Here is a 20,976-nt window from a genome sequence, read left to right as displayed (position 1 = left end):
ATGCAACCTTTTACTCGGGTTCAAGGCATCGCCGCGCCTTTGCCTGCGGCCAATGTAGACACCGACGTCATCATGCCCAAGCAGTTTCTCAAGGGCATCGATCGCAGCGGGCTGGACCGGGGCGTGTTTTTTGACTTGCGCTTTCTGGCCGACGGCACGCCAAACCCTGATTTTGTACTGAATCAAGCGCCGTGGCAGAACGCGAACTTTCTGGTGGTCGGGCCCAACTTCGGCTGCGGTTCAAGTCGGGAGCACGCGGTGTGGGGCTTGCAGCAGCTGGGCATCAGGGCGCTCATCGGCACACGCTTCGCCGGGATCTTCTACGACAACTGCCAGCGCAACGGGGTGTTGGTCATCACGCTCACGCCGCCCGAACTCAAGGCATTGAGCGACCGCATAAGCCAGGGCGACACGGCGTCTATCGCCATCGATCTGGAGAGCCAGCGCATCGAGCTCTGCGATGGGCAAAGCATCGACTTCGAAATCGAAGCCTTGCGCAAACAGTCGCTCATGCTTGGGCTGGACGCGATCGGCACGACGCTGCAGCGCCGCGAGGCCATTGAAGCGTTTGAAGCCCGCCATTTGCAGGAAAACCCTTGGCTGGTCTGAAGTCGTCAGCATAAAGGGGCTGTCAATCAGCCAATCCAGCAAGCAGTGCGGCGGCAAGGTTGGCCCGTTACGACCGCAGCCGCCGCTGCACCATCGCGGTCAGGCGTTCACCGACGTGCTCAATGCCCCTGTTTTGCGCCACCACCTGAGCGCCCTCCATCAATAACGTCAGCTCCTCGGCGACATGCCCAGGCTCGTTCAGGTGCATGGCGGCGCAGAGGGCGGTCAGTCGGGCGAACTGCTGTTGCTTGTGCTGCTGGATCATCGCCCGGACGGGATGATCATCCTCGGCCACTTCGGCCAGCGTGTTGGTGAACGGGCAGCCGCGATAACCCGAGCGCTCAAGGTCCTGCACGATGTAATCGACGAATCCCAACAATTGCCGACGCGGCGAATCAGGGTACTGCGCTGCCATCCGGTCCAGAGCATCGGCGTAGCTTTCGATCAGTTGCCCCAGCCACTCCAGCACCAGCGCATCCTTGTTTTCGAAATGGCGGTAGACCGTCATCTTGGTCGACGCGGCCCGGGCGGCGATGGCATCCACGCTGACGCGCGTGATCCCTTGCTCCATGAACAGCGCAGTGGCGGCTTCGATGATGCGCTCTCTGGGCGGCAACTGAGGAATAGGTGAGGGGCGCATCGTTTTCTCCTTGACAGCGATACCGGGAAGTATCGCATGATACTCTTCGGTATCGTCCGATACCGAAGAGTATCGATCATACCGAATTGGAGATTGCCATGCACCTGAGTGAATACACCGAACAGGATGCCACCGGCCTGAGTCAGCTCATCGAGGCCGGACATGTGAGTGCCGACGAGGTTCGTACTGCGGCTTTGCGCGCCATCGAAGTGCTCAACCCGCAGATCAATGCGGTGATCGAAACATGGGACGACGAACGCTCGCCGCGAACAGGCGCGTTCAACGGGGTGCCCGTTCTGATCAAGGACGTGGGCATTACGGCCAAGGGGCGGCGCAACGAACTGGGCAGCAGGCTGGCGCTGGGCTGCACTGCCGAGAGTGATACGCAGCTCATGACCCGTTTGCGTCTTGCCGGCCTGTTGCCATTGGGCAGGACCACGACACCCGAGTTCGCGGCGAGCACCACCACGGAAAGCCGTCTGCATGGCGCGACCCGCAATCCCTGGGACCTGCAGCGAAGTGCCGGAGGTTCCAGTGGCGGCTCTGGCGCAGCCGTCGCGGCAGGTATGGTGCCGATCGCTCACGCCACCGACGGCGGCGGTTCCATTCGCGTGCCGGCTTCCATGTGCGGCCTGTTCGGCCTGAAGCCGAGCCGCGGACGTGTGCCCGTGGGGCCAGACATCGATGAGGTCTGGAGCGGCCTTGCCGTACACGGCCTGCTCACCCGATCGGTGCGCGACAGTGCAGCATTGCTGGACGCGATTCATGGCAGCGCAGCGGGTGATCCCTTCCGGATTCCCGTACCGGCCGAGAGCTTCCTCGCGCAGTCCCGGCGCACACCGGGTTCATTGCGCATCGGTGTGCAGACGCGGCCGTTGAATGGCCACGCGCTGCACCCTTCAGTCGGCAGGGCACTGCAACAGGCGGCCCGGCAACTTGAAGCCCTAGGGCACCGGGTGGAAGAAATCGAACCGGATATCGGCATGAGCTGGGCGGCTTTCGTTGAACTGAACGGGCGGTTCTGGTCGTCCAACACGGCGGCCTGGGTGGATGCGATTGCAGCCGCAACCGGGCGTAGCATCGATGCAAGCCATCTGGAGCCGGCCACGTTGGCGCTGTACCAGTACGGCAAAGGCCTGAGTGCCACCGAATTGTTGGGCGCTTTGTTCGAGCGCAACACCGTCGCCCGAAAGCTTGGCGGCTTCTTCGAGGCTTATGACTTGCTGCTGTCGCCCACCTTGCCAAGCCTGGCCCCGATGATCGGCCACTACAACGCTGCGCAGGAGCAGCTGGACGGGCGAGGCTGGATGAACCATGTATTCGATCAGTCTCCGTTCACTGCGCTGGCGAATGTCATCGGTGCGCCGGCGATGTCCGTTCCGCTGTCCCACGACCCTGAAACCGGCTTGCCCATCGGCATGCAGTTCATGGCCGGATTTGGCGAGGAAGGCATGCTGCTGGGGCTGGCTGGGCAACTCGAGCGCGAGATGGCCTGGGCCACTCGTCGGCCGCGCCTTTGGGCGGGCAACTACTGATCGTGACGCAGGCGTGGCGCTGCGCTTACTCGGCCATGTCGTGGTCGGACAAGTGGGGTACCCCGTGTAACGGAAGAGTGGCTTTGAAGCACGTGCCGTCAGCGGCGGTGGACACGACGGAGATCGAGCCGCCGTGGCTTTTGACGATCTCTGCGGCGATGTACAAACCCAGTCCCAGGCCGCCGCCGTAGCCGCTTTTCTCCGAACGCGTATACGGCTGGAACAGCAGCCCCAGTCGTTCCGGCTCAATGGGTTGACCCTGATTGGTCACCGAAATGACCAGTAGGTTGTGTTCCACCCCCGCCCGAACCGTGACCGGAAAATGCGTGTCGCCGTGGGTCACGGCATTGCCAAGCAAGTTGCACAGCAATTGCCCCACCCTGACCCGGTCACAATCAATCGCCGTGGGGATGTCAATGGATTGCTGAATGCTCGCTGCGGGGTGAGACCTGCGCACCTCTTCAATCACCCGGTGCAGCTCAGATTGCAGATCGTCGACGTGGGTCCGGCGCACCGGGATGCCGCCGCCCAGACGTCCTCGGGCGAAGTCGAGCACGTTCTCGATCAACAGACCCATGCGCTGAGTGCTGGTCTGGATGGCGTGAACCAGTTTACGGGTCGATCGCTCCGTGACACGGCTGTCGATTAAATCGGCGCTCATGCGGATGGCGCTCAATGGCGTGCGCAAATCGTGGCCCAGCACGGCAATGAATTGATCGCGCAGCCGACTGGTCTCACGCTCGTCCAGCAGCTCACGCTGGCTTAGATCGAGCGAATCCTGCATGTCCAGGTTTGCAGCGATCAGCTGTGAGAACAGGGTGAGGTTTTCCAGCACTTCAGGTGTTTCGATCGCGCTGGGCGTGCGATCCACTGCGCAAAGCGTGCCGAAAAACTCGCCGTTGGCGCGAATGATGGGGATCGAGATATAGCTTTCAAACCCGAAAAGCCGGGGAGTGGGGTGGGTGGCGAACACCGGATGCTCACTGGCGTGGCCGAAAATCACGGGTTGTTTGTGCTGCGAGATTTCGTGGCAGATCGTCGTCGCGACGTCGACCTTATCGCCCGGCGCCAGCCCATACTGGATAGAGTCATCAATCGCACAAGCGACCCAGTACCGGTCCGTGACCCGCGCCACGGCGGCGAAGCCCAGGCCCGTAACGCGCTTCACCATTCGCAGGATCATCGGTATGGAGTCAATCTGACCGATCGCCCGGATGTCGGTCTCGAAATTCGTTTGTGTCACGCTGCCGACTCCAATCCCGCAGGAAAAAATCACTATACAAACGCCTTGGCGACAAACCAATGAATAAAAGCGGGCTCATCGCACCGTTCTGTCCACCACAGCACTGCGGGCCCTCTTTACAAGCCTCGGCCGTCCGAAACAAAAGCGTCCTGCCCGTTGTCTGCCATCATTCATGCACTGCTATGCGCTGGGGCCTGCCATGTCTATCGGACAACTGAAGATCAATGCCATCCGTCTCGTCGGCGGGTCAGCGGTGCTGGACTACCTGAATACCTGTGACGGACGTCGCCCGGGTACAGGGTTGAAGGAAGTCGTCGATAAGCTGAGCAGTCTGGAGGACGTGGTTCACTGGTTCTTTCATGCCGGGCTGATCGAGCAAGACGAGCATCAGCATTTCGTGGCGCTTGTGAGGCGTTCCTCCTGGCAGACGCTGACTGCCTTTCAGCAAATGATCGACTTTCGTGAAGCGTTGTATCGTCTGCTGTTGCCACTGGCGCTGGGGCGGGAAGCCGACGCGCAGAGCCTGGAGGCGTTGAATCAGGCACTGGCGGCCACCGCTTACCAGCGGCTACTCGTATCGACGCCGGTTGGCATTTTGTGGCGCTGGCGTGTAGGCGACGATTTGGGTTCGATGACCGACGGTTTCATGGGCCGGCTGGCCGTGCAGGCGTCAACACTGCTGACCTGCGGCGAGCTCTCGCGGCTCAAGGTGTGCGCAACCCCGGACTGCGACTGGATCTTCCTCGACACCTCGAAAAACGGTCGGCGGCGCTGGTGCCAGATGACCGTCTGCGGCGCGCGGGAAAAAGCCAGAAGAGCGCTGGCAGAGTTCTGATTGCGGACGCGGGACGCAGCTTGTGATCACGCCCTGAATCGGTAGGAGCCGGCCGGCGAATCCGTATCGTCAGCAAGCCGTCGGTTTTGATCCACCGCATTCGCCAGCAAGCCGGCTCCTACAGATGTTGCTTTGCCATCTCAGATTGGCCAGCAAAAACAGGGCACTTGCTGCACCTAAAGCTGTAACGTACTGCTCAAATCACCCATCGGTGCCTGCCCGCGTGCCGCCATTGCGGTGTCCGGGTTGACCCTCTGTCTGCCGAACGAGCGCAGCGGTGGGCGTGACGCAGCTTGTGATCACGCCCTGAATCTGTAGGAGCCGGCTTGCTGGCGAACCCGTTCCGTCAGTCGACACCGTCGGTTTTGACCCACCGCATTCGCCAGCAAGCCGGCTCCTACAGATGTTGCTTTGCCATCTCAGATTGGCCAGCAAAAACAGGGCACTTGCTGCACCTAAAGCTGTGACGTATTGCTCAAGTCACCCATCGGTGCCTGCCCGCGTGCCGCCATTGCGGTGTCCGGGTTGACCCTCTGTCTGCCGAACGAGCGCAGCGGTGGGCGTGACGCAGCTTGTGATCACGCCCTGAATCTGTAGGAGCCGGCTTGCTGGCGAACCCGTTCCGTCAGCAAGCCGTCGGATTTTGATCCACCGCATTCGCCAGCAAGCCGGCTCCTACAGATGTTGCTTTGCCATCTCGGATTGGCCAGCAAAAACAGGGCACTTGCTGCACCTAAAGCTGTAACGTACTGCTCAAATCACCCATCGGTGCCTGCCCGCGTGCCGCCAATGCGGTGTCCGGGTTGACCCTCTGTCTGCCGAACGAGCGCAGCGGTGGGCGTGACGCAGCTTGTGATCACGCCCTGAATCTGTAGGAGCCGGCTTGCTGGCGAACCCGTTCCGTCAGCGAGCCGTCGGTTTGACCCAACGCATTCGCCAGCAAGCCGGCTCCTGGAGATGTTGTGACGTGGCGCAAAGCCGCAACCCACGCGCCGAATGCCAAGGGAACCTGCCCGGTTCTCAAGCTTCTTATCTCTAGTTCAGAAGTGACGCGGCAGGTGCCGCGACAGAACATCAGAGAGCGTAGGCATGGGCGACATCCGTATCGGCATTTCAGGCTGGCGTTACACGCCATGGCGCGGGGACTTTTATCCCGAAGGCCTGACGCAGAAAAACGAGTTGAAATTCGCCTCCAGGGCCGTGAACAGCATCGAGATCAATGGCTCGTTCTATTCACTGCAGTCGCCTGACCTTTACGCACGCTGGTATGCAGAGGCACCGAAGGGGTTCGTCTTCAGCGTCAAGGGCCCGCGCTACATCACCCACACCCGCCGTCTCAAAGAGATTGACGAGCCGCTCGCCAATTTCTTCGCGTCCGGGGTCTTTCAGCTCAAGGACAAACTGGGCCCGTTCCTCTGGCAGTTCCCGCCTAACTTCAAATTCGATGCCGAGCGCTTCGAACACTTTTTGAAGTTGCTGCCCCATGACGGTAAAGCGGCAAAAGCTTGCGCAAGCCGCTGCGCCGAGCGGCTGCAGCAGCCCGGTTATCTGGATATTCCTGCGCGCCTGAAGCTGCGCCACGCCGTCGAAATCCGCCATGAAAGCTTTTTAGTACCGGAATTCGTCGCACTGTTGCGCAAATACAAGGTCGCACTGGTGGTCGCCGACACCGCCGGCAAATGGCCGCATGTCGAAGACCTGGCCACAGACTTTATTTACATACGGCTGCATGGCGACAAAGAGCTTTACGCCAGCGGTTATTCGACCGAGGCGTTGAAGCACTGGGGCGACCGCATCGATGCCTGGCAGCAGGGCGGTCAGCCAAAGGATGCGCAGCTGATCGTCAAAAAAACGCCCCGGGCGCGCAAGTCTCGCGACGTTTATTGCTATTTCGATAACGACATCAAGGTCCGTGCGCCCTATGACGCGCGACGCCTGCTTGAGCGTTTCAATCTCACTGAAAACCTGGAAGTTGCGCCAGGCGATTTGCATGGAGCCACGTTGTGACCAGTGCCCTGATTCCCGAAGACCTTAACGGCCGACGACAAGGCGCGTCGGCCTCAGTCACGCTCAACGTGCTGACCATGAACATGCACATGGGCTTCGGTTTCCTCAACAAACGTTTCATCCTCCCGGAATTGCGCGACGCGGTGCGATCGGTGTCCGCCGATATCGTGTTCCTGCAGGAGGTGCACGGCGAACATCAGGACCACGCCCAAAACGTGAAGAACTGGCCGACGACCTCACAGTACGAATTCCTCGCCGACAGCATGTGGAAAGATTTCGCCTACGGCCGCAATGCGGTTTACCCCCACGGCCACCATGGCAATGCGTTGCTGTCCAAGTACCCGATCATTCGCCACGACAATCTCGACATCTCCATCCTCGGCACCGAAGAGCGCGGGCTGCTGCACTGTGTGCTGGACGTGCCGCAGGTCGGCGAACTGCATGCGATCTGTGTGCATCTGGGCCTCAAGGAGGTCCATCGTCAGCAGCAACTGAAATTGCTGGCCGATCTGGTGGGGCGTCTGCCTGTGGGCGCACCGGTGATCGTTGCAGGGGACTTCAACGACTGGCGTCAGAAGGCCGATGAGGTGTTGACCCCTGCCGGGCTGCGCGAGGTGTTCGTTGAAACATCCGGCAAACCGGCAAAAAGCTTCCCGGCGCGCTTTCCATTGCTGCGCCTGGACCGTATTTACGTGCGCAATCTGCACATCCGGTCGCCCAGGGTGATGTCCAATCGTCCCTGGTCGCACCTTTCCGATCATGCGCCTTTGGCGGTGGAGGTAACGCTATGAAGGCTGTAGGCGCCATGTGTGGCATCTGGCGAGACGGCAACTCGGTGGAGTTGCTGATTAACGGCGAGGATTTTTTCGCCCGGGTGTTCGACGCTATTCGTGCGGCGCGCGAGGAAGTGCTGATCGAGACGTTCATCATTTTCGAGGACCGGGTGGGCGAGGGGCTGCAACAGGCAGTGATCGAGGCCGCGAGCCGCGGCGTGCGCGTGATCATCACCGTGGACGACTACGGCACCAGCGACCTGAGTACCGAGTTCGTGAGCAAGATGATCGAAGCGGGCGTGCAGATTCAGCTGTTTGACCCGCGGCCCAAACTGATGGGCATGCGCACCAACCTGTTCCGGCGCCTGCACCGCAAAGTGGTGGTGATCGACGGCGAGCTGTCGTTCATGGGCGGCATCAATTACAGCGTCGACCACATGGCCGACACCGGGGTGACCGCCAAACAGGACTACGCCGTGCTGGTGCGTGGCCCCATCGTTGCCGACATCTACCGCTCGACACTTGGCATGCTGGGCCCCGCGGTGCGCAAGACCTTCACGCCGCTCAAGCCGGTGACGCGGCAGGCCGGCAGTGCGCGCATGTTGCTTGCCGAGCGTGACAACAGCCATCACACCACTGACATCGAAGAGCAGTACCTGATGGCGATGCGCAACGCGACGCAGCGCATCACCATTGCCAACGCTTACTTTTTCCCCAGCTACCGTTTTCTGCGTGAACTGCGCAATGCGGCGCGCCGTGGGGTGAAAGTTACGCTGATTCTGCAGGGCAAGCCGGACATGCCGTTCGTGCGCGTGTGTTCGCGCCTGACCTACACCTGGCTATTGCGCGAAGGCGTGATCATTCACGAATACAAGCAGCGCGCGCTGCACGGCAAGGTCGCGTTGATCGATCACGAGTGGTCAACCGTGGGCTCCAGCAACCTCGATCCGCTGAGCCTGGCGCTGAACCTGGAAGCCAACCTGTTCATCCGCGACCACGCTCTGAACCAGCGTCTGCACGAACACCTGCGCGATCTTGCCGTCGCCCACAGCAAACAGGTCAACCTCAAGGGACTGGCAAAAGGGCAGTGGTGGCGTGCGCCGATGATCTTCCTGAGCTTCCACTTTCTGCGCCACTTTCCGGCCATCGCCGGTCTGTTCCCGGTACACGGGCCACGGCTGAAACCGCTGCGCTCACCCGAAACGCTGCCGGAGGCGGCTGTGATCAAGAATGAGCTGTCGTCCGATCAGGAGAAGTCCCTATGAATGGCGTTTCGCACACGTCCACTCACGAGCAAAAGCCGGCCGAAACCGGCAAGCAAAAGCCCTGGCTGATATGGGGCAAGCGTGCGTTCACGCTGTTCTTTTTTATCGCCGTGCCGGTGCTGTTGTTCACCTTGATGAAAAACCTCGACTGGAACGAGGTGATGCATGCGCTGGAGTCGTACAAGGCCACCACTCTGGCGCTGGGCTTTGCCATTGCGGCGGGCAGTTACCTGACCTACTGCGGTTTTGACGTCCTGGCGCGGCGCTACACCGAACACAAACTGTCGGTGAAGCAAATCGTTCCGGTCACTTTCGTCTGCTACGCCTTCAACCTGAACCTCAGCTCATGGGTCGGCGGCATCGCGTTGCGCTACCGGCTGTACTCGCGTCTGGGGCTGGACGTTCCGACCATCACCCGCATCCTCAGCCTTAGCCTGATCACCAACTGGCTGGGTTACATGTTGCTGGCCGGGTTTGTGTTCGCCGGTGACTTCGTTGACCTGCCGGAAGGCTGGAAGATCGGCGACACCACCCTGCAACTGATCGGCTTCGTGCTGCTGGCGGTGTGTTTCGCCTATTTCGCGGCCTGTCGTTTCTCCAAAAAACGCACCTGGACCGTCCGCAAGCAGCAATTGGTCCTGCCCTCGCTGAATCAGGCCCTGCGCCAGGCTCTGCTCGGCGCGCTGAACTGGGGACTGATGGCGCTGCTGATCTACGTGCTGCTGCCGGAAAAAGCGTTCTACCCCGCCGTGTTGGGCATTTTGTTGATCAGCAGCATCGCCGGCGTCATCGCCCACATCCCCGCCGGGCTTGGCGTACTGGAGACGGTGTTCATCACCCTGATGCAACACCAGTTCAGCAAAGGCCAACTGCTGGCCGCGTTGATCGGCTACCGGGTGATCTACTTCCTCATCCCGTTGATGCTCGCGCTGGTGGTGTACGTGGTGCTGGAAAAACGCGCCAAAGCGATGCGCAAGAGGAACGAAGGGCAACTGTAGCGCCGCACTGGCAATGGCTCTATTTGTGAGAGTCAGCTTGCTGGCGAATGCGTTAGGCCAAGCAAATGGCGCGCCTGACCCAACGCGTTCGCCAGCAAGCCGGCTCCTACAGGGGAATTGCGTTTTGTCAGGCGACGTCGATGTATGAGCAAAATCGCCTTCGCGGGTAAGCGCTCCTACCCCTGCGGCAGAGGCTTCAATGCAGGTCCATCGCGGAGCACCCCCGGTCTGTAGGAGCCGGCTTGCTGGCCAAAGCGGTGCGTCAGACGCCAGAGCCGCGCCTGATCCACTTCAGGTCAGCCGCTGGAAAACATCCCCCTCAACAATCCCAAAATTGCCAGCGTCTGAATTGACCTCTTCCCGGCTAAAGCCAGTCCCACAAAAAGCACCGCGTGCATCCCGTGGGACCGGCTTCAGCCGGGAAGCTGTTGATCCGCATCCGCATCCGCATCCGCTCCCGCTTGTGCCTGTGCTTGTGCTTGTGCTCTGCTTTTGCTCTTCATACGCAAAACGCCCAAACACCGCCAATCGCGACTTGGGTGCAGGCTGAACGCAGGTTTTGCGCAGTGGGCCGAGCCGCATGGATGCGGCGAGAGCGCCGTCAGGACATGGATGTCCGTTCGGCGCGGGCCCACGGAGCAAGACCGGAGTGAAGGAACCCCGACGAAGGAGGGGCCAAACCAGGAGCACAAGCCCTTGGTTACTTGGGGCTTTATCAAGTAACTCGCCGAAGGCGAAACAGTCTGCCCCCAGGCAGATGCTCTAGATGCAGATGCAGATCCTGCCCCTGATCTGAAAGCAAACAATCAATCCCGCCCGGCAAACATCCTCACCGCATCCACCGCATCGTTGGTCCCCGAACTGATCTGCACAATCGCATTGCCCGCCTGATCCGCCAGATCAACACCTTTTACTGCCGTCGTGCGCGTGTTATCCATGCTCACGATTGCCTGCCGCGTCTCACTCTGGATCACCTGAATCATCTCGGAAATCTCCTGAGTCGAGCGGCTCGTGCGCCCGGCCAACTGCCGAACCTCATCGGCCACCACCGCAAATCCACGGCCCTGATCCCCGGCCCGGGCCGCCTCGATGGCCGCATTCAGCGCCAACAGATTGGTCTGGTCGGCAATACTGCGGATCGTATTGACGATGGCCGTGATCTGCTCTGATCGCTCGCCCAACTGACCGATGATTCGCGAAGAATCGTCAATGTTTTGCGAAATCTGCCGCATCTCGCTGGCAGCTTGCTGGATGACCTGAGTGCCTTGCTCGGCGTATTTCTGCGTCTGCACCGAGATGTGATAGGCCTGCGCCGCGCTGTGGGAATCCTGCTCGTGCTTCTCGATACGCGCGGTCACGTCCGACGCAAACTTGACCACCTTCCACAGCTTGCCGCTGGCGTCGTACACCGGGTTATACGAAGCCTCCAGCCACAGCGTCTGACCGTGCTTGCCGATGCGCTTGAACTGATCGCTGAAAAACTCGCCTTTGTTCAAACGACGCCAGAAATCCTGGTACTCGGCACTGTTTGCCAGTTCAGGCGGGCAGAGCGACCGGTGATTCTTGCCCAAGAGCTCTTGTCGGCTATAGCCCAACAGGCGCAACAGATTGTCGTTGGCCGCGATGATCGTGCCATCCAGGTTGAACTCGATCACCGCCATGGCGCGGTCGATGGCCTGGAGCTTGTTGCGCGTTTCACTTTCTTCCTGAAGCTTGGCGGTGACGTCCATAGCGTACTTGACCACCCGGATGACCTTGCCGTCGGCATCCCGCACCGGGTTGTAACTGGCCTCAAGCCACACCGTCGTGCCGTCGCCGGCCACCCGCTGAAAGGTCGACGTCACGAACTCGCCGTTGCGCAACCGTGACCACAGCTGCGCGTACTCAGGGCTGCGCGCGTGCTCGGCGGTGCAGAACATGCGGTGTTCCTTACCGATGACCTGCTCGGGCCGGTAGCGCATGGTTTTAAAAAAGTTGTCGTTTGCCTTGAGCACCACGCCGTTGAGATCGAACTCGATACTGGCCATCGAGCGATTGATGGCCTCCAGCAGACTGGTCTGGTGGGCGACGGTGAGTTGCAGATCCTGGATGATTTTATTTTTAGGCGAGTCGAAAAACATGATGGCGGCTCAGGGCAAGTGGAAAAGGGGGGCCCGATCCATGACCTTGCAAGCGCGCGAAGCGGCTCAGATGCGTGTTCCTTTTGCAGTGCAGCTGATAATCACGCAGGTGATGTTAAAAAGCTATACCCAAACTTGTACAGTTCGTCGGGTTTGTACAAGACAGTTTTATGTCAGTCCTCGAACCCGGCCTGTTCGGACATTTCATCCACTTTCAGCTCCAGCCGGTAGGCCACCGCGATGAACAGCGCCTGACACAAACACAGGGTGGCGCTGAGCGAACGGAACGCGAACGAGCTGCCTTCGTTGACCAGCAACACAGCATTGGCCCGCTTGGCCAGTGGCGACAGGTTGCTGTCGGTAATGATCAACGTCTTGGCCTGATGATGCTGGGCGATACGCAAGCAGTGCTGGGTTTCCTTGCCGTAGGGCGTGAAGCTGATGGCAATCACCAGGTCATTGGCGCGCACACTGCGCATCTGCTCGCGGTAACTGCCGCCAAGACCGGAAATCAAATGGATACGCTTGTTAGTGTGTTGCAGGTTGTAGACCAGATAATCGGCGACCGCGAACGAACGCCGTACGCCGACCACGTAGATGTTGTCGGCATTGACGACCAGATCCACAGCTTTCTCGAAGGCCTCATCGTCCAGTTCGAGGGCCAGTCGCTCAAGCCCCGACAGGGTGGCGTTCACGCATTCACGCGCCAGGTCGCCCGCGCTGGCCTTCTGTGATTTGTTGGCAATCATGCTGCGAATGCGCTGCTGGTAATTCTGCACCGGCGTGGTTTTATGCGTGTACGCCTCGCGGAACAGCGCCTGCATCTCACTGAACCCGCTAAAACCGAAACGCTGGGAAAACCGCACGATGGCCGACGGGTGCACTTCGCACTCGCGAGCAATGTCGCTGATGCGATCGACCATGATCCGGTCGCTCTGCTGGCTCATGTAACTGGCGATGCGCTTGAGCTGTCGCGGCAGGCTTTCGTATTCGGCCGTGATCAGTTTGAGCAGCGCGTCAGCCGACTCCGGGGCGGTGGTGACGGGCGTTGCAGCCTCGTCTCCCGAGTCGGGCGAGCCTGGCTGATCGAGGCTGGACATACGTGTGGATCCTTTGGCGTATTTGTTTTGGATGGCAGGCCGCCAGTTTTGCAGGCCGCGACGCGCAATGCAAAGTGGAAAATAAATTCCACATGAAAATAATTTAGAAAAATCCATTGCCCCTGGCGTTGCGTCGTTCTAGTCTGCACCCACCAACTCGCAGCAAGCACCGTGCTTGCCGCCAAGCCAATAACAATAAGATAAGAGGGGCCGGCATGGGCCAGACTCGTTTTGCCAGTGGACGTCAGCTGGACGTGATTTGCCTTGGGCGGCTGGGCGTTGATCTCTATGCCCAGCAGATCGGTGCGCGCCTGGAGGATGTCAGCAGTTTCGCCAAATACCTCGGCGGGTCCTCCGCCAATATTGCATTCGGCACCGCGCGGCTGGGCGTCAAGTCGGCCATGTTGACCCGCGTTGGCAATGACCACATGGGTCGCTTTCTGGTTGAGTCCCTGGCGCGCGAGGGGTGTGACGTCAGCGGCATCAAGGTCGATGATCAGCGTTTGACCGCCATGGTGCTGCTCGGCATCAAGGACCGTGAGACTTTTCCGCTGGTGTTCTACCGCGAGAACTGTGCCGACATGGCGCTGCAACCCGAGGACATCCGGGAAGCGCAGATCGCCTCAAGCAAGGCGCTGCTGATCACCGGCACGCATTTCTCCACCGATCAGGTGATGCGCGCCAGCACGCAGGCGCTGGACTATGCCGAAAAACACGGCGTCAAGTGCGTGCTCGACATCGACTACCGGCCGGTGCTCTGGGGCCTTGCCGGCAAGGCCGATGGAGAAACCCGTTTCGTCGCGGACGAGACGGTCAGCCAGCACGTGCAACGCATCCTGCCGCGGTTCGATCTGATCGTCGGCACCGAAGAAGAATTCCTGATCGCCGGCGGTTCGACCGATTTGCTCAGCGCCTTGCGCCGGGTTCGCGAGCTGAGCGCGGCAACCCTGGTGGTCAAGCTCGGCCCCCAAGGCTGCACGGTGATTCACGGCGCCATCCCGGCACGGCTGGAAGACGGCGCTATCTACCCCGGCGTGCGTGTGGAAGTGTTGAACGTGCTGGGCGCGGGCGACGCGTTCATGTCCGGCTTCCTCAAGGGTTGGCTCGAGGACGCCAGCGACGAGCGTTGCTGCCAGTTGGCCAACGCCTGCGGCGGTCTGGTGGTGTCGCGCCATGCGTGCGCGCCGGCCATGCCGACGATGGTCGAGCTGGAATACCTGTTCAACAGCCCGATGCCGATCACCCGGCCCGATCAAGACCCGATATTGCAGCGCCTGCATCGGGTCAGCGTGCCGCGCCGCGAGTGGCAGCCGCTGTTCATCTTCGCGTTTGATCATCGCGGGCAACTGGTCGAACTGGCCCAAAAAGCCGGGCGCGATCCGGCTTGCATCAGCCAGCTCAAGCAATTGTTCGTTCAGGCTGTCGCGCGGGTCGAGGCGGACCTGGAAAAACGCGGTATCGCTGCCGATGTCGGTCTGCTGGCCGATCAGCGTTTCGGGCAGGACGCGCTGAACGCCGCCACCGGTCGCGGCTGGTGGGTGGCCCGACCGGTAGAGGTGCAAGGGTCGCGTCCACTGGCGTTCGAGCACGGTCGCTCGATTGGCAGCACGCTGCAGGCCTGGCCGCAGGAACAGATCATCAAGTGCCTGGTGCAATACCACCCGGACGACGAACCCATGCTGCGTCTGGAGCAGGAGGCGCAATTGCTGGGGCTGTATCAGGCGGCACTTGCCAGTGGCCATGAACTGCTGCTGGAAGTCATTGCGCCCAAGGATCATCCCTCGACCCACCCTGACGTGATCTACCGTTCCCTCAAACGCTTTTATAACCTGGGCATTTATCCGGCCTGGTGGAAAATCGAATCACAGTCCGCAGAGGTCTGGGAACAGCTCGATGCGCTCATTCAGGAACGCGACCCGTATTGCCGTGGGGTGGTCCTGCTGGGGCTTAATGCGCCTGCCGAAACCCTGGCCGCCGGCTTTCGCGATGCGGCGAAGAGCACGACCTGCAAGGGGTTTGCGGTGGGGCGTACGATATTCCACGAGCCAAGCCGCGCGTGGCTGGAAGGCGAAATCGATGACGCAGGGCTGATCGCTCGAGTGCAAAGCAACTTCGGATTCCTGATCGAATCCTGGCGCGACGCCCGGGCCTGACAACCGCTCCTGACGAACCAGGCCTGACAGCCATGCTTGATCAACAGGCGCCGCGCCTTGTGGCGCCGGGCCTGATGCTCTGAACGTGAGAACAACAATAAAGGTGCAGCCATGCCCGCTTCTGCAATCCGAATTGGCATCAACCCTATTTCCTGGAGCAACGACGACCTGCCGGCACTGGGCGGTGAAACGCCGCTCAGCACTGCACTCAGCGAGGGCAAGGCAATCGGCTACGAAGGCTTTGAGCTTAACGGCAAGTTTCCCAGGGACGCAGCTGGCGTCGCCGATGTGCTGCGTCCGTATGATCTGGCGCTGGTGTCGGGCTGGTATTCCGGCAGGCTCGCCAGTCGGTCTGCGGCGGAAGAAATCGACGCCATCGCCGGCCATGTCGAGTTGCTCAAGCACAATGGCGCGACGGTGCTGGTGTACGGCGAGGTCGCCGACTCGATCCAGGGCCAGCGCATTCGTCTGGTCGAGCGGCCGCAATTTCACAGCGACAGCGCCTGGCAGGGGTACGCCGACAAGCTGACCGAACTGGCGCGTTTCACCTTGTCCCGCGGTGTGCGTCTGGCCTATCACCATCATATGGGCGCCTACGTCGAGTCGCCGCAGGACATCCACACCCTGATGGCCCTGACCGGCCATGAAGTCGGCCTGCTGTTCGATTCAGGGCACTGCTACATGGGCGGCGGCGACCCGTTGCAGGTGCTGAGCGCGCACATTGACCGCGTTTGTCATGTGCATTTCAAGGACGTGCGCAAGCCTGTGGTGCAGTTGGCGCGCAACAATCTCTGGAGCTTCCCGGACTGCATCGTCAACGGCACCTTCACCGTGCCCGGCGACGGAGACATTGACTTCGCCGCGCTGCTCGACGTGCTGATGCAGGCGCGTTATCAGGGCTGGCTGGTGGTCGAGGCCGAACAGGACCCGGCCGTGGCGCCGAGCTATGCCTTCGCCAAAAAAGGCTTCGAAACGCTGCGCACGCTGCTGTCGGCTGCGCAGTTGCAGTACGCCTCCGGGCATGACCTTCACCATGCCCGTCAGCAACCGCCTCAACCTTGGAGCGTGTGAACATGAATCTGTTGGTCAAGAGCAAGGCCGAAGGCCGAGACGTCGTGGCGCTGGCCGAGGGCGTCCTCACGTACGTGGGTTTTTCCGCGCACCGATTGAGCGTCGGCGAACGCCTGCCGGTGAGCTCGCAAGACAAGGAAATATGCCTGGTGCTGCTCAGCGGGCGCATCAGCGTCACGGGCGAGGCGCCGGGGCAAGGCCGTTTCGACTGGCAGAACCTGGGCGATCGGCAATCGGTGTTCGAAGACAAGTCGCCCTTTGCCGTGTACCTGCCGCCGGGCAGTCAGGCCGAGGTGACGGCCTTGAGTGCGGTGCAGATTGCCGTATGCGTCGCGCCGGGCGACCCGTCTGCGGATTTGCCCGCACGCGTGATCGCTCCCGATTCGATGAAGCGCAGCGTGCGCGGCAAGGCGGCCAACACCCGCTACGTCTGCGACATCCTGCCGGACTCGGAACCCGCGCACTCGCTGCTGGTGGTGGAAGTGCGGACCCCTTCGGGCCATTCGTCAAGCTATCCGCCTCACAAGCATGACGAGGATGATTTGCCTCACCAGAGCTTTCTCGAAGAAACCTATTACCACCAAGTCAACCCGCCGCAAGGCTATGTGTTCCAGCGCGTGTACACCGACGATCGCAGCATTGATCAGGCCATGACCGTGGAGAACAACGATCTGGTAACGGTGCCCAAGGGCTATCACCCGGTCACCGTGCCCTATGGTTACGAATCGTACTATCTGAACGTCATGGCCGGCCCGAAGCGCGCCTGGCAATTTCACAACGATCCGCAGCACAGTTGGCTGCTGGATCTGTAGGCTCTTTACAACCAGTGGCTGCGCGAGCGCCATGCGGGCAAGAATCAGGCTCGCCTGACACGCGCTCGCCGACATTTCGTAAAGACCCCAATCCATTAGAGGAGCCCGTCATGAGCAACGCCCCGATCATCGGCCATTACATCAACGGCCAGGTTCACGACAGCGCCGAGCGCTACAGCGATGTGTTTAATCCCGCGACCGGCGCGGTACAGGCCCGCGTGGCGCTGGCAGAGCAAAAGACCGTCGACGAGGCCGTCGCCGCCGCACAGGCCGCGTTTCCCGCATGGGCCGATCAATCCTCGCTGCGCCGGGCGCGGGTCATGTTCAAATTCAAGGAGCTGCTCGACCAGCACCACGACGAGTTGGCGGCCATTATTTGTCGGGAGCACGGCAAGGTGTTTTCCGACGCCAAGGGCGAAGTGGTGCGCGGCATCGAGATCGTCGAGTTCGCCTGCGGCGCGCCGAGCCTGCTGAAAAGCGACTACAGCGACAACATCGGTGGCGGCATCGATAACTGGAACCTGCGTCAGCCGCTGGGCGTGTGCGCTGGCGTCACGCCGTTCAACTTCCCGGTGATGGTGCCGCTGTGGATGATTCCGATGGCGCTGGTCACCGGCAACTGCTTCATCCTTAAACCGTCCGAACGCGACCCGTCGGCGAGCCTGCTGATGGCGCGCCTGCTCAAGCAGGCCGGGCTGCCGGACGGCGTATTCAGCGTCGTGCAAGGTGACAAGGTGGCGGTGGATGCGCTGCTGCAGCACAAGGGAATCGAGGCGATTTCCTTCGTCGGCTCCACGCCCATCGCCGAATACATCCACCAGCAGGGCACCGCCCACGGCAAGCGTGTGCAGGCATTGGGCGGTGCGAAGAACCACATGATCGTCATGCCCGACGCCGATCTGGACCAGGCCGCCGACGCGTTGATCGGCGCAGCCTACGGTTCGGCGGGCGAGCGCTGCATGGCCATTTCCATCGCCGTGGTGGTGGGCGACGTGGGCCAGAAGCTCATCGACAAGCTGCTGCCGCGTATTGACGCGCTCAAAGTGGGCGACGGGATGAACGCCGATTCGGACATGGGCCCGCTGGTCACGGCGGTGCACAAGGCCAAGGTCGAGGGCTACATCGCCCAGGGCGTGGAGGAGGGCGCGAAGCTGATCAGCGACGGCCGCAACTTCAAGGTGCCCGGTGCGGACGGTGGGTTCTTTGTCGGCGCCACGCTGTTCGATGACGTAACGCCGCAGATGACTATCTATAAGGAGGAAATCTTCGGGCCGGTGCTGGGCATCGTCCACGTGCCTGATTTTGCCTTGGCCGTGGAGTTGATCAATGCCCACGAATTCGGCAACGGCGTGTCGTGCTTCACCAGCGATGGCGGCATCGCCCGGGCGTTTGCGCGCAATATCAAGGTGGGGATGGTGGGCATCAACGTGCCGATTCCGGTGCCGATGGCCTGGCATTCGTTCGGCGGCTGGAAACGCTCGCTGTTCGGCGATCATCACGCCTACGGCGAGGAAGGCTTGCGCTTCTACAGCCGTTATAAAAGCGTCATGCAGCGCTGGCCGGACAGCATCGCCAAAGGCGCCGAGTTCAGCATGCCGACGGCGAAGTAAATGCCGATATTTGTCAGGACTGAACGGACACGCGGGTGAGTGATGATTTGTAGGAGCCGGCTTGCTGGCGAACAGCGGTTGACCAGCGCCAAATGGGTTGACTGACCCGGTGCATTCGCCAGCAAGACGGCTCCTGCAGATCGCACCACCTGATCCTCATACACGTGTTGGCGGCGGCAGCGCAGTCAACACGGTCGGCATCAGCCGCCAGACCATCGCGCGTAGAGATTCATCACCTCCAATAACAACAAGGTGCACGCATGACCACCACACGTTTGACCATGGCCCAGGCCCTGGTGAAGTTTCTGGATAATCAGTACGTCGAAGTCGACGGCGTGCAAAGCAAGTTCGTTGCCGGGGTGTTTACCATTTTCGGGCATGGCAACGTGCTGGGCCTGGGCCAGGCGCTTGAGCAGGACAGCGGCGACCTGGTCGTGCATCAAGGCCGCAACGAACAAGGCATGTGCCATGCCGCGATGGGTTTTGCCAAGCAGCACTTGCGGCGCAAAGTCTATGCGTGCAGCTCGTCGGTCGGCCCCGGTGCCGCCAACATGATCACCGCCGCTGCCACCGCGTCGGCCAATCGAATCCCGCTGCTGTTGCTGCCGGGCGATGTCTACGCCAGTCGCCAGCCCGATCCGGTGCTGCAACAGATCGAACAGTTCCACGACCTCAGCATCAGCACCAACGACGCCTTCAAGGCCGTCAGCAAATACTGGGACCGCATCAATCGCCCCGAGCAGTTGATGAGCGCCGCCCTCAACGCCATGCGTGTCCTCACTGACCCTGCCGAAACCGGCGCGGTGACCCTGGCGTTGCCCCAGGACGTGCAGGCCGAGGCCTACGACTACCCCGACTCGTTTTTGCAAAAGCGCGTACACCGTATCGACCGGCGTCCCCCCACCGAGGCGATGCTCGACGATGCCGTTGCCCTGCTGACGAGCAAGCGCAGGCCTTTACTTATTTGTGGCGGCGGCGTGCGTTACTCCGGCGCGGCCGCTGCATTGCAGGCGTTCGCCGAACGCTTCGGTATACCCTTCAGTGAAACCCAGGCCGGCAAGAGCGCGATCATCTCCGACCATCCGCTGAACATGGGTGGCATCGGCGAGACCGGCACGCTGGCGGCCAACACCCTCGCGCGGGAGGCGGATTTGATCATCGGCGTAGGCACCCGTTACAGCGATTTCACCACTGGCTCCAAGTCGCTGTTTCAGAACCCCGAGGTGCAATTTCTCAACCTCAACGTCGGCGCCTTTGATGTGCAAAAGCTCGACGGCGTTCAGGTGCTGGCCGATGCGCGTCTGGCCCTTGAGCTACTCGCGGAGCGATTGGGCGACTACTGCGCGCGATGGGGCGCTCAGCCGCAGGAGGCGCGAGCCGCGCTGGAAGCCGAAGTGGATCGGCTGTATGCGCTGGAATACCAGGCCGAAGGTTTCGAGCCGGAAGTCAGCGGCCATCTTGACCCGCAGGTGCTGCGTGATTTCATCGAGATGACCGGCTCGTGCCTGACCCAGAGTCGGGTGCTGGGCGAACTCAATCAACATTTGCCGGCGGACGCGGTGATCGTCGCCGCCGCGGGCAGCCTCCCCGGGGATTTGCAGCGGGCGTGGCGCAGCACCAGCGTGGACAGCTACCACGTCGAATACGGCTACTCGTGCATGGGTTATGAAATCAATGCCGCGCTGGGTGTAAAAATGGCGGCGCCTGAGCGCGAGGTGTATGCGCTGGTCGGCGATGGCTCCTACATGATGCTGCACTCCGAGCTGGCCACTTCCATTCAGGAGCGGCGCAAGATCAACGTGGTGCTGCTGGATAATATGGCGTTTGGTTGCATCAACAATCTGCAGATGGGCAACGGCATGGGCAGTTTCGGCACCGAGTTCCGTTTTCGTAACCCCGAGAGCGGTCTGCTGGACGGTGACTTCGTGCCGGTGGATTTCGCCATGAGCGCTGCAGCGTACGGCTGCAAGACCTACAAGGTCAGTAATGCCGAGCAACTGCGGGCGGCGTTGGCCGATGCGCGTACCCAAACCGTATCGACGCTGATCGACATCAAAGTGCTGCCTAAAACCATGATCCACGGGTATCTGTCGTGGTGGCGGGTGGGCGTGGCGCAGGTGTCGACCACAGGCACGACGGCCGAAGCGTATGAGCGGCAAAAAGCGGCGTTGGCCAAAGCCCGCCAGTATTGAGGACCACCGTTCC

Annotated in this window: 15 protein-coding genes and 2 pseudogenes; 12 read left to right on the top strand and 5 right to left on the bottom strand. The window is 61.1% G+C overall.

Going from position 1 to position 20,976, the window contains the following annotated elements; genetic code table 11:
* Complete coding sequence (gene leuD / locus LT42_RS12570) at positions 1-609, top strand: 3-isopropylmalate dehydratase small subunit (RefSeq protein ID WP_037013509.1); 609 nt, start codon at positions 1-3, stop codon at positions 607-609.
* 67 nt (positions 610-676) lie between these two features.
* Here leuD and LT42_RS12565 read toward each other — a convergent pair whose 3' ends face one another.
* A complete protein-coding gene (locus LT42_RS12565) occupies positions 677-1,249 on the bottom strand; it encodes a TetR/AcrR family transcriptional regulator (protein ID WP_037013507.1) in 573 nt (190 codons plus the stop codon).
* A gap of 98 nt (positions 1,250-1,347) precedes the next feature.
* Between LT42_RS12565 and LT42_RS12560 the strand changes: the two genes are divergently transcribed.
* Positions 1,348-2,784, top strand: a complete 1,437-nt coding sequence (locus tag LT42_RS12560) for an amidase (protein ID WP_037013505.1) — start codon at positions 1,348-1,350, stop codon at positions 2,782-2,784.
* A gap of 25 nt (positions 2,785-2,809) precedes the next feature.
* On the opposite strand, the gene LT42_RS12555 is transcribed toward LT42_RS12560, so the two are convergent.
* Complete coding sequence (locus LT42_RS12555) at positions 2,810-4,027, bottom strand: GAF domain-containing sensor histidine kinase (RefSeq protein WP_276209534.1); 1,218 nt, start codon at positions 4,025-4,027, stop codon at positions 2,810-2,812.
* A gap of 199 nt (positions 4,028-4,226) precedes the next feature.
* On the opposite strand from LT42_RS12555, the gene LT42_RS12550 reads away from it, so the two are divergent.
* The 5 genes from LT42_RS12550 to LT42_RS12530 all read left to right on the top strand — a co-directional run bounded on the left by LT42_RS12550 (position 4,227) and on the right by LT42_RS12530 (position 9,905).
* On the top strand, positions 4,227-4,862 hold the full coding sequence (locus LT42_RS12550) for a CGNR zinc finger domain-containing protein (protein ID WP_037017199.1): 636 nt from the start codon (positions 4,227-4,229) through the stop codon (positions 4,860-4,862).
* Positions 4,863-5,951: 1,089 nt separating this feature from the next.
* Complete coding sequence (locus LT42_RS12545) at positions 5,952-6,869, top strand: DUF72 domain-containing protein (RefSeq protein WP_037013502.1); 918 nt, start codon at positions 5,952-5,954, stop codon at positions 6,867-6,869.
* Complete coding sequence (locus tag LT42_RS12540) at positions 6,866-7,660, top strand: endonuclease/exonuclease/phosphatase family protein (protein WP_037013501.1); 795 nt, start codon at positions 6,866-6,868, stop codon at positions 7,658-7,660. Before LT42_RS12545 ends, LT42_RS12540 begins: the two co-directional genes overlap by 4 nt.
* Positions 7,657-8,907, top strand: coding sequence for a cardiolipin synthase ClsB (gene clsB / locus LT42_RS12535; protein WP_276209533.1), 1,251 nt, complete (start codon positions 7,657-7,659; stop codon positions 8,905-8,907). Before LT42_RS12540 ends, clsB begins: the two co-directional genes overlap by 4 nt.
* Positions 8,904-9,905: a lysylphosphatidylglycerol synthase domain-containing protein gene (locus LT42_RS12530; RefSeq protein ID WP_037013499.1), complete on the top strand. Its 1,002-nt coding sequence runs from the start codon at positions 8,904-8,906 to the stop codon at positions 9,903-9,905. The genes clsB and LT42_RS12530 overlap by 4 nt, the downstream gene beginning before the upstream one ends.
* 806 nt (positions 9,906-10,711) lie before the next feature.
* Here LT42_RS12530 and LT42_RS26530 read toward each other — a convergent pair.
* The 3 genes and pseudogenes from LT42_RS26530 to LT42_RS12520 all read right to left on the bottom strand — a co-directional run.
* Positions 10,712-11,143 (bottom strand): annotated as a pseudogene (locus tag LT42_RS26530) (methyl-accepting chemotaxis protein); the annotation flags it as partial.
* A gap of 105 nt (positions 11,144-11,248) precedes the next feature.
* Positions 11,249-11,932 (bottom strand): annotated as a pseudogene (locus tag LT42_RS26525) (PAS domain-containing protein); the annotation flags it as partial.
* Positions 11,933-12,198: 266 nt separating this feature from the next.
* A complete protein-coding gene (locus LT42_RS12520) occupies positions 12,199-13,125 on the bottom strand; it encodes a MurR/RpiR family transcriptional regulator (protein ID WP_037013495.1) in 927 nt (308 codons plus the stop codon).
* Positions 13,126-13,340: 215 nt separating this feature from the next.
* Between LT42_RS12520 and LT42_RS12515 the strand changes: the two genes are divergently transcribed.
* The 5 genes from LT42_RS12515 (at position 13,341) to iolD (ending at position 20,963) form a co-directional block, all read left to right on the top strand.
* Complete coding sequence (locus tag LT42_RS12515) at positions 13,341-15,278, top strand: bifunctional 5-dehydro-2-deoxygluconokinase/5-dehydro-2-deoxyphosphogluconate aldolase (protein ID WP_037013493.1); 1,938 nt, start codon at positions 13,341-13,343, stop codon at positions 15,276-15,278.
* Positions 15,279-15,389: 111 nt separating this feature from the next.
* Positions 15,390-16,349 (top strand): myo-inosose-2 dehydratase, encoded by a 960-nt coding sequence (gene iolE, locus LT42_RS12510; protein WP_081955384.1) that lies wholly within the window; start codon positions 15,390-15,392, stop codon positions 16,347-16,349.
* 2 nt (positions 16,350-16,351) lie between these two features.
* The gene (gene iolB, locus LT42_RS12505; protein WP_037013491.1) at positions 16,352-17,161 is read left to right on the top strand and encodes a 5-deoxy-glucuronate isomerase; all 810 of its coding nucleotides are present in this window, start codon (positions 16,352-16,354) and stop codon (positions 17,159-17,161) included.
* Positions 17,162-17,271: 110 nt separating this feature from the next.
* Positions 17,272-18,771 (top strand): CoA-acylating methylmalonate-semialdehyde dehydrogenase, encoded by a 1,500-nt coding sequence (locus LT42_RS12500; protein ID WP_037013490.1) that lies wholly within the window; start codon positions 17,272-17,274, stop codon positions 18,769-18,771.
* A gap of 260 nt (positions 18,772-19,031) precedes the next feature.
* Entirely contained in the window at positions 19,032-20,963 is a 1,932-nt protein-coding gene (iolD, locus tag LT42_RS12495) for a 3D-(3,5/4)-trihydroxycyclohexane-1,2-dione acylhydrolase (decyclizing) (RefSeq protein ID WP_037013489.1), read from the top strand.
* Positions 20,964-20,976: the final 13 nt, after the last annotated feature.

Source organism: Pseudomonas lutea (genome assembly GCF_000759445.1).
Taxonomy (GTDB): Bacteria; Pseudomonadota; Gammaproteobacteria; order Pseudomonadales; family Pseudomonadaceae; genus Aquipseudomonas; species Aquipseudomonas lutea.
This window is presented reverse-complemented; position numbering and strand designations above follow the sequence as displayed.

What these genes read in the sequence shown, in the direction of transcription:
- LT42_RS12545 (WP_037013502.1), top strand. Translation starts at nt 5,952, where the DNA reads ATGGGCGACATCCGTATCGGCATTTCAGGCTGGCGTTACACGCCATGG.
- LT42_RS12550 (WP_037017199.1), top strand. Translation starts at nt 4,227, where the DNA reads ATGTCTATCGGACAACTGAAGATCAATGCCATCCGTCTCGTCGGCGGG.
- LT42_RS12515 (WP_037013493.1), top strand. Translation starts at nt 13,341, where the DNA reads ATGGGCCAGACTCGTTTTGCCAGTGGACGTCAGCTGGACGTGATTTGC.
- LT42_RS12500 (WP_037013490.1), top strand. Translation starts at nt 17,272, where the DNA reads ATGAGCAACGCCCCGATCATCGGCCATTACATCAACGGCCAGGTTCAC.
- iolE (WP_081955384.1), top strand. Translation starts at nt 15,390, where the DNA reads ATGCCCGCTTCTGCAATCCGAATTGGCATCAACCCTATTTCCTGGAGC.
- LT42_RS12520 (WP_037013495.1), bottom strand. Translation starts at nt 13,125, where the DNA reads ATGTCCAGCCTCGATCAGCCAGGCTCGCCCGACTCGGGAGACGAGGCT.
- clsB (WP_276209533.1), top strand. Translation starts at nt 7,657, where the DNA reads ATGAAGGCTGTAGGCGCCATGTGTGGCATCTGGCGAGACGGCAACTCG.
- leuD (WP_037013509.1), top strand. Translation starts at nt 1, where the DNA reads ATGCAACCTTTTACTCGGGTTCAAGGCATCGCCGCGCCTTTGCCTGCG.
- LT42_RS12565 (WP_037013507.1), bottom strand. Translation starts at nt 1,249, where the DNA reads ATGCGCCCCTCACCTATTCCTCAGTTGCCGCCCAGAGAGCGCATCATC.
- iolB (WP_037013491.1), top strand. Translation starts at nt 16,352, where the DNA reads ATGAATCTGTTGGTCAAGAGCAAGGCCGAAGGCCGAGACGTCGTGGCG.
- LT42_RS12530 (WP_037013499.1), top strand. Translation starts at nt 8,904, where the DNA reads ATGAATGGCGTTTCGCACACGTCCACTCACGAGCAAAAGCCGGCCGAA.
- iolD (WP_037013489.1), top strand. Translation starts at nt 19,032, where the DNA reads ATGACCACCACACGTTTGACCATGGCCCAGGCCCTGGTGAAGTTTCTG.
- LT42_RS12560 (WP_037013505.1), top strand. Translation starts at nt 1,348, where the DNA reads ATGCACCTGAGTGAATACACCGAACAGGATGCCACCGGCCTGAGTCAG.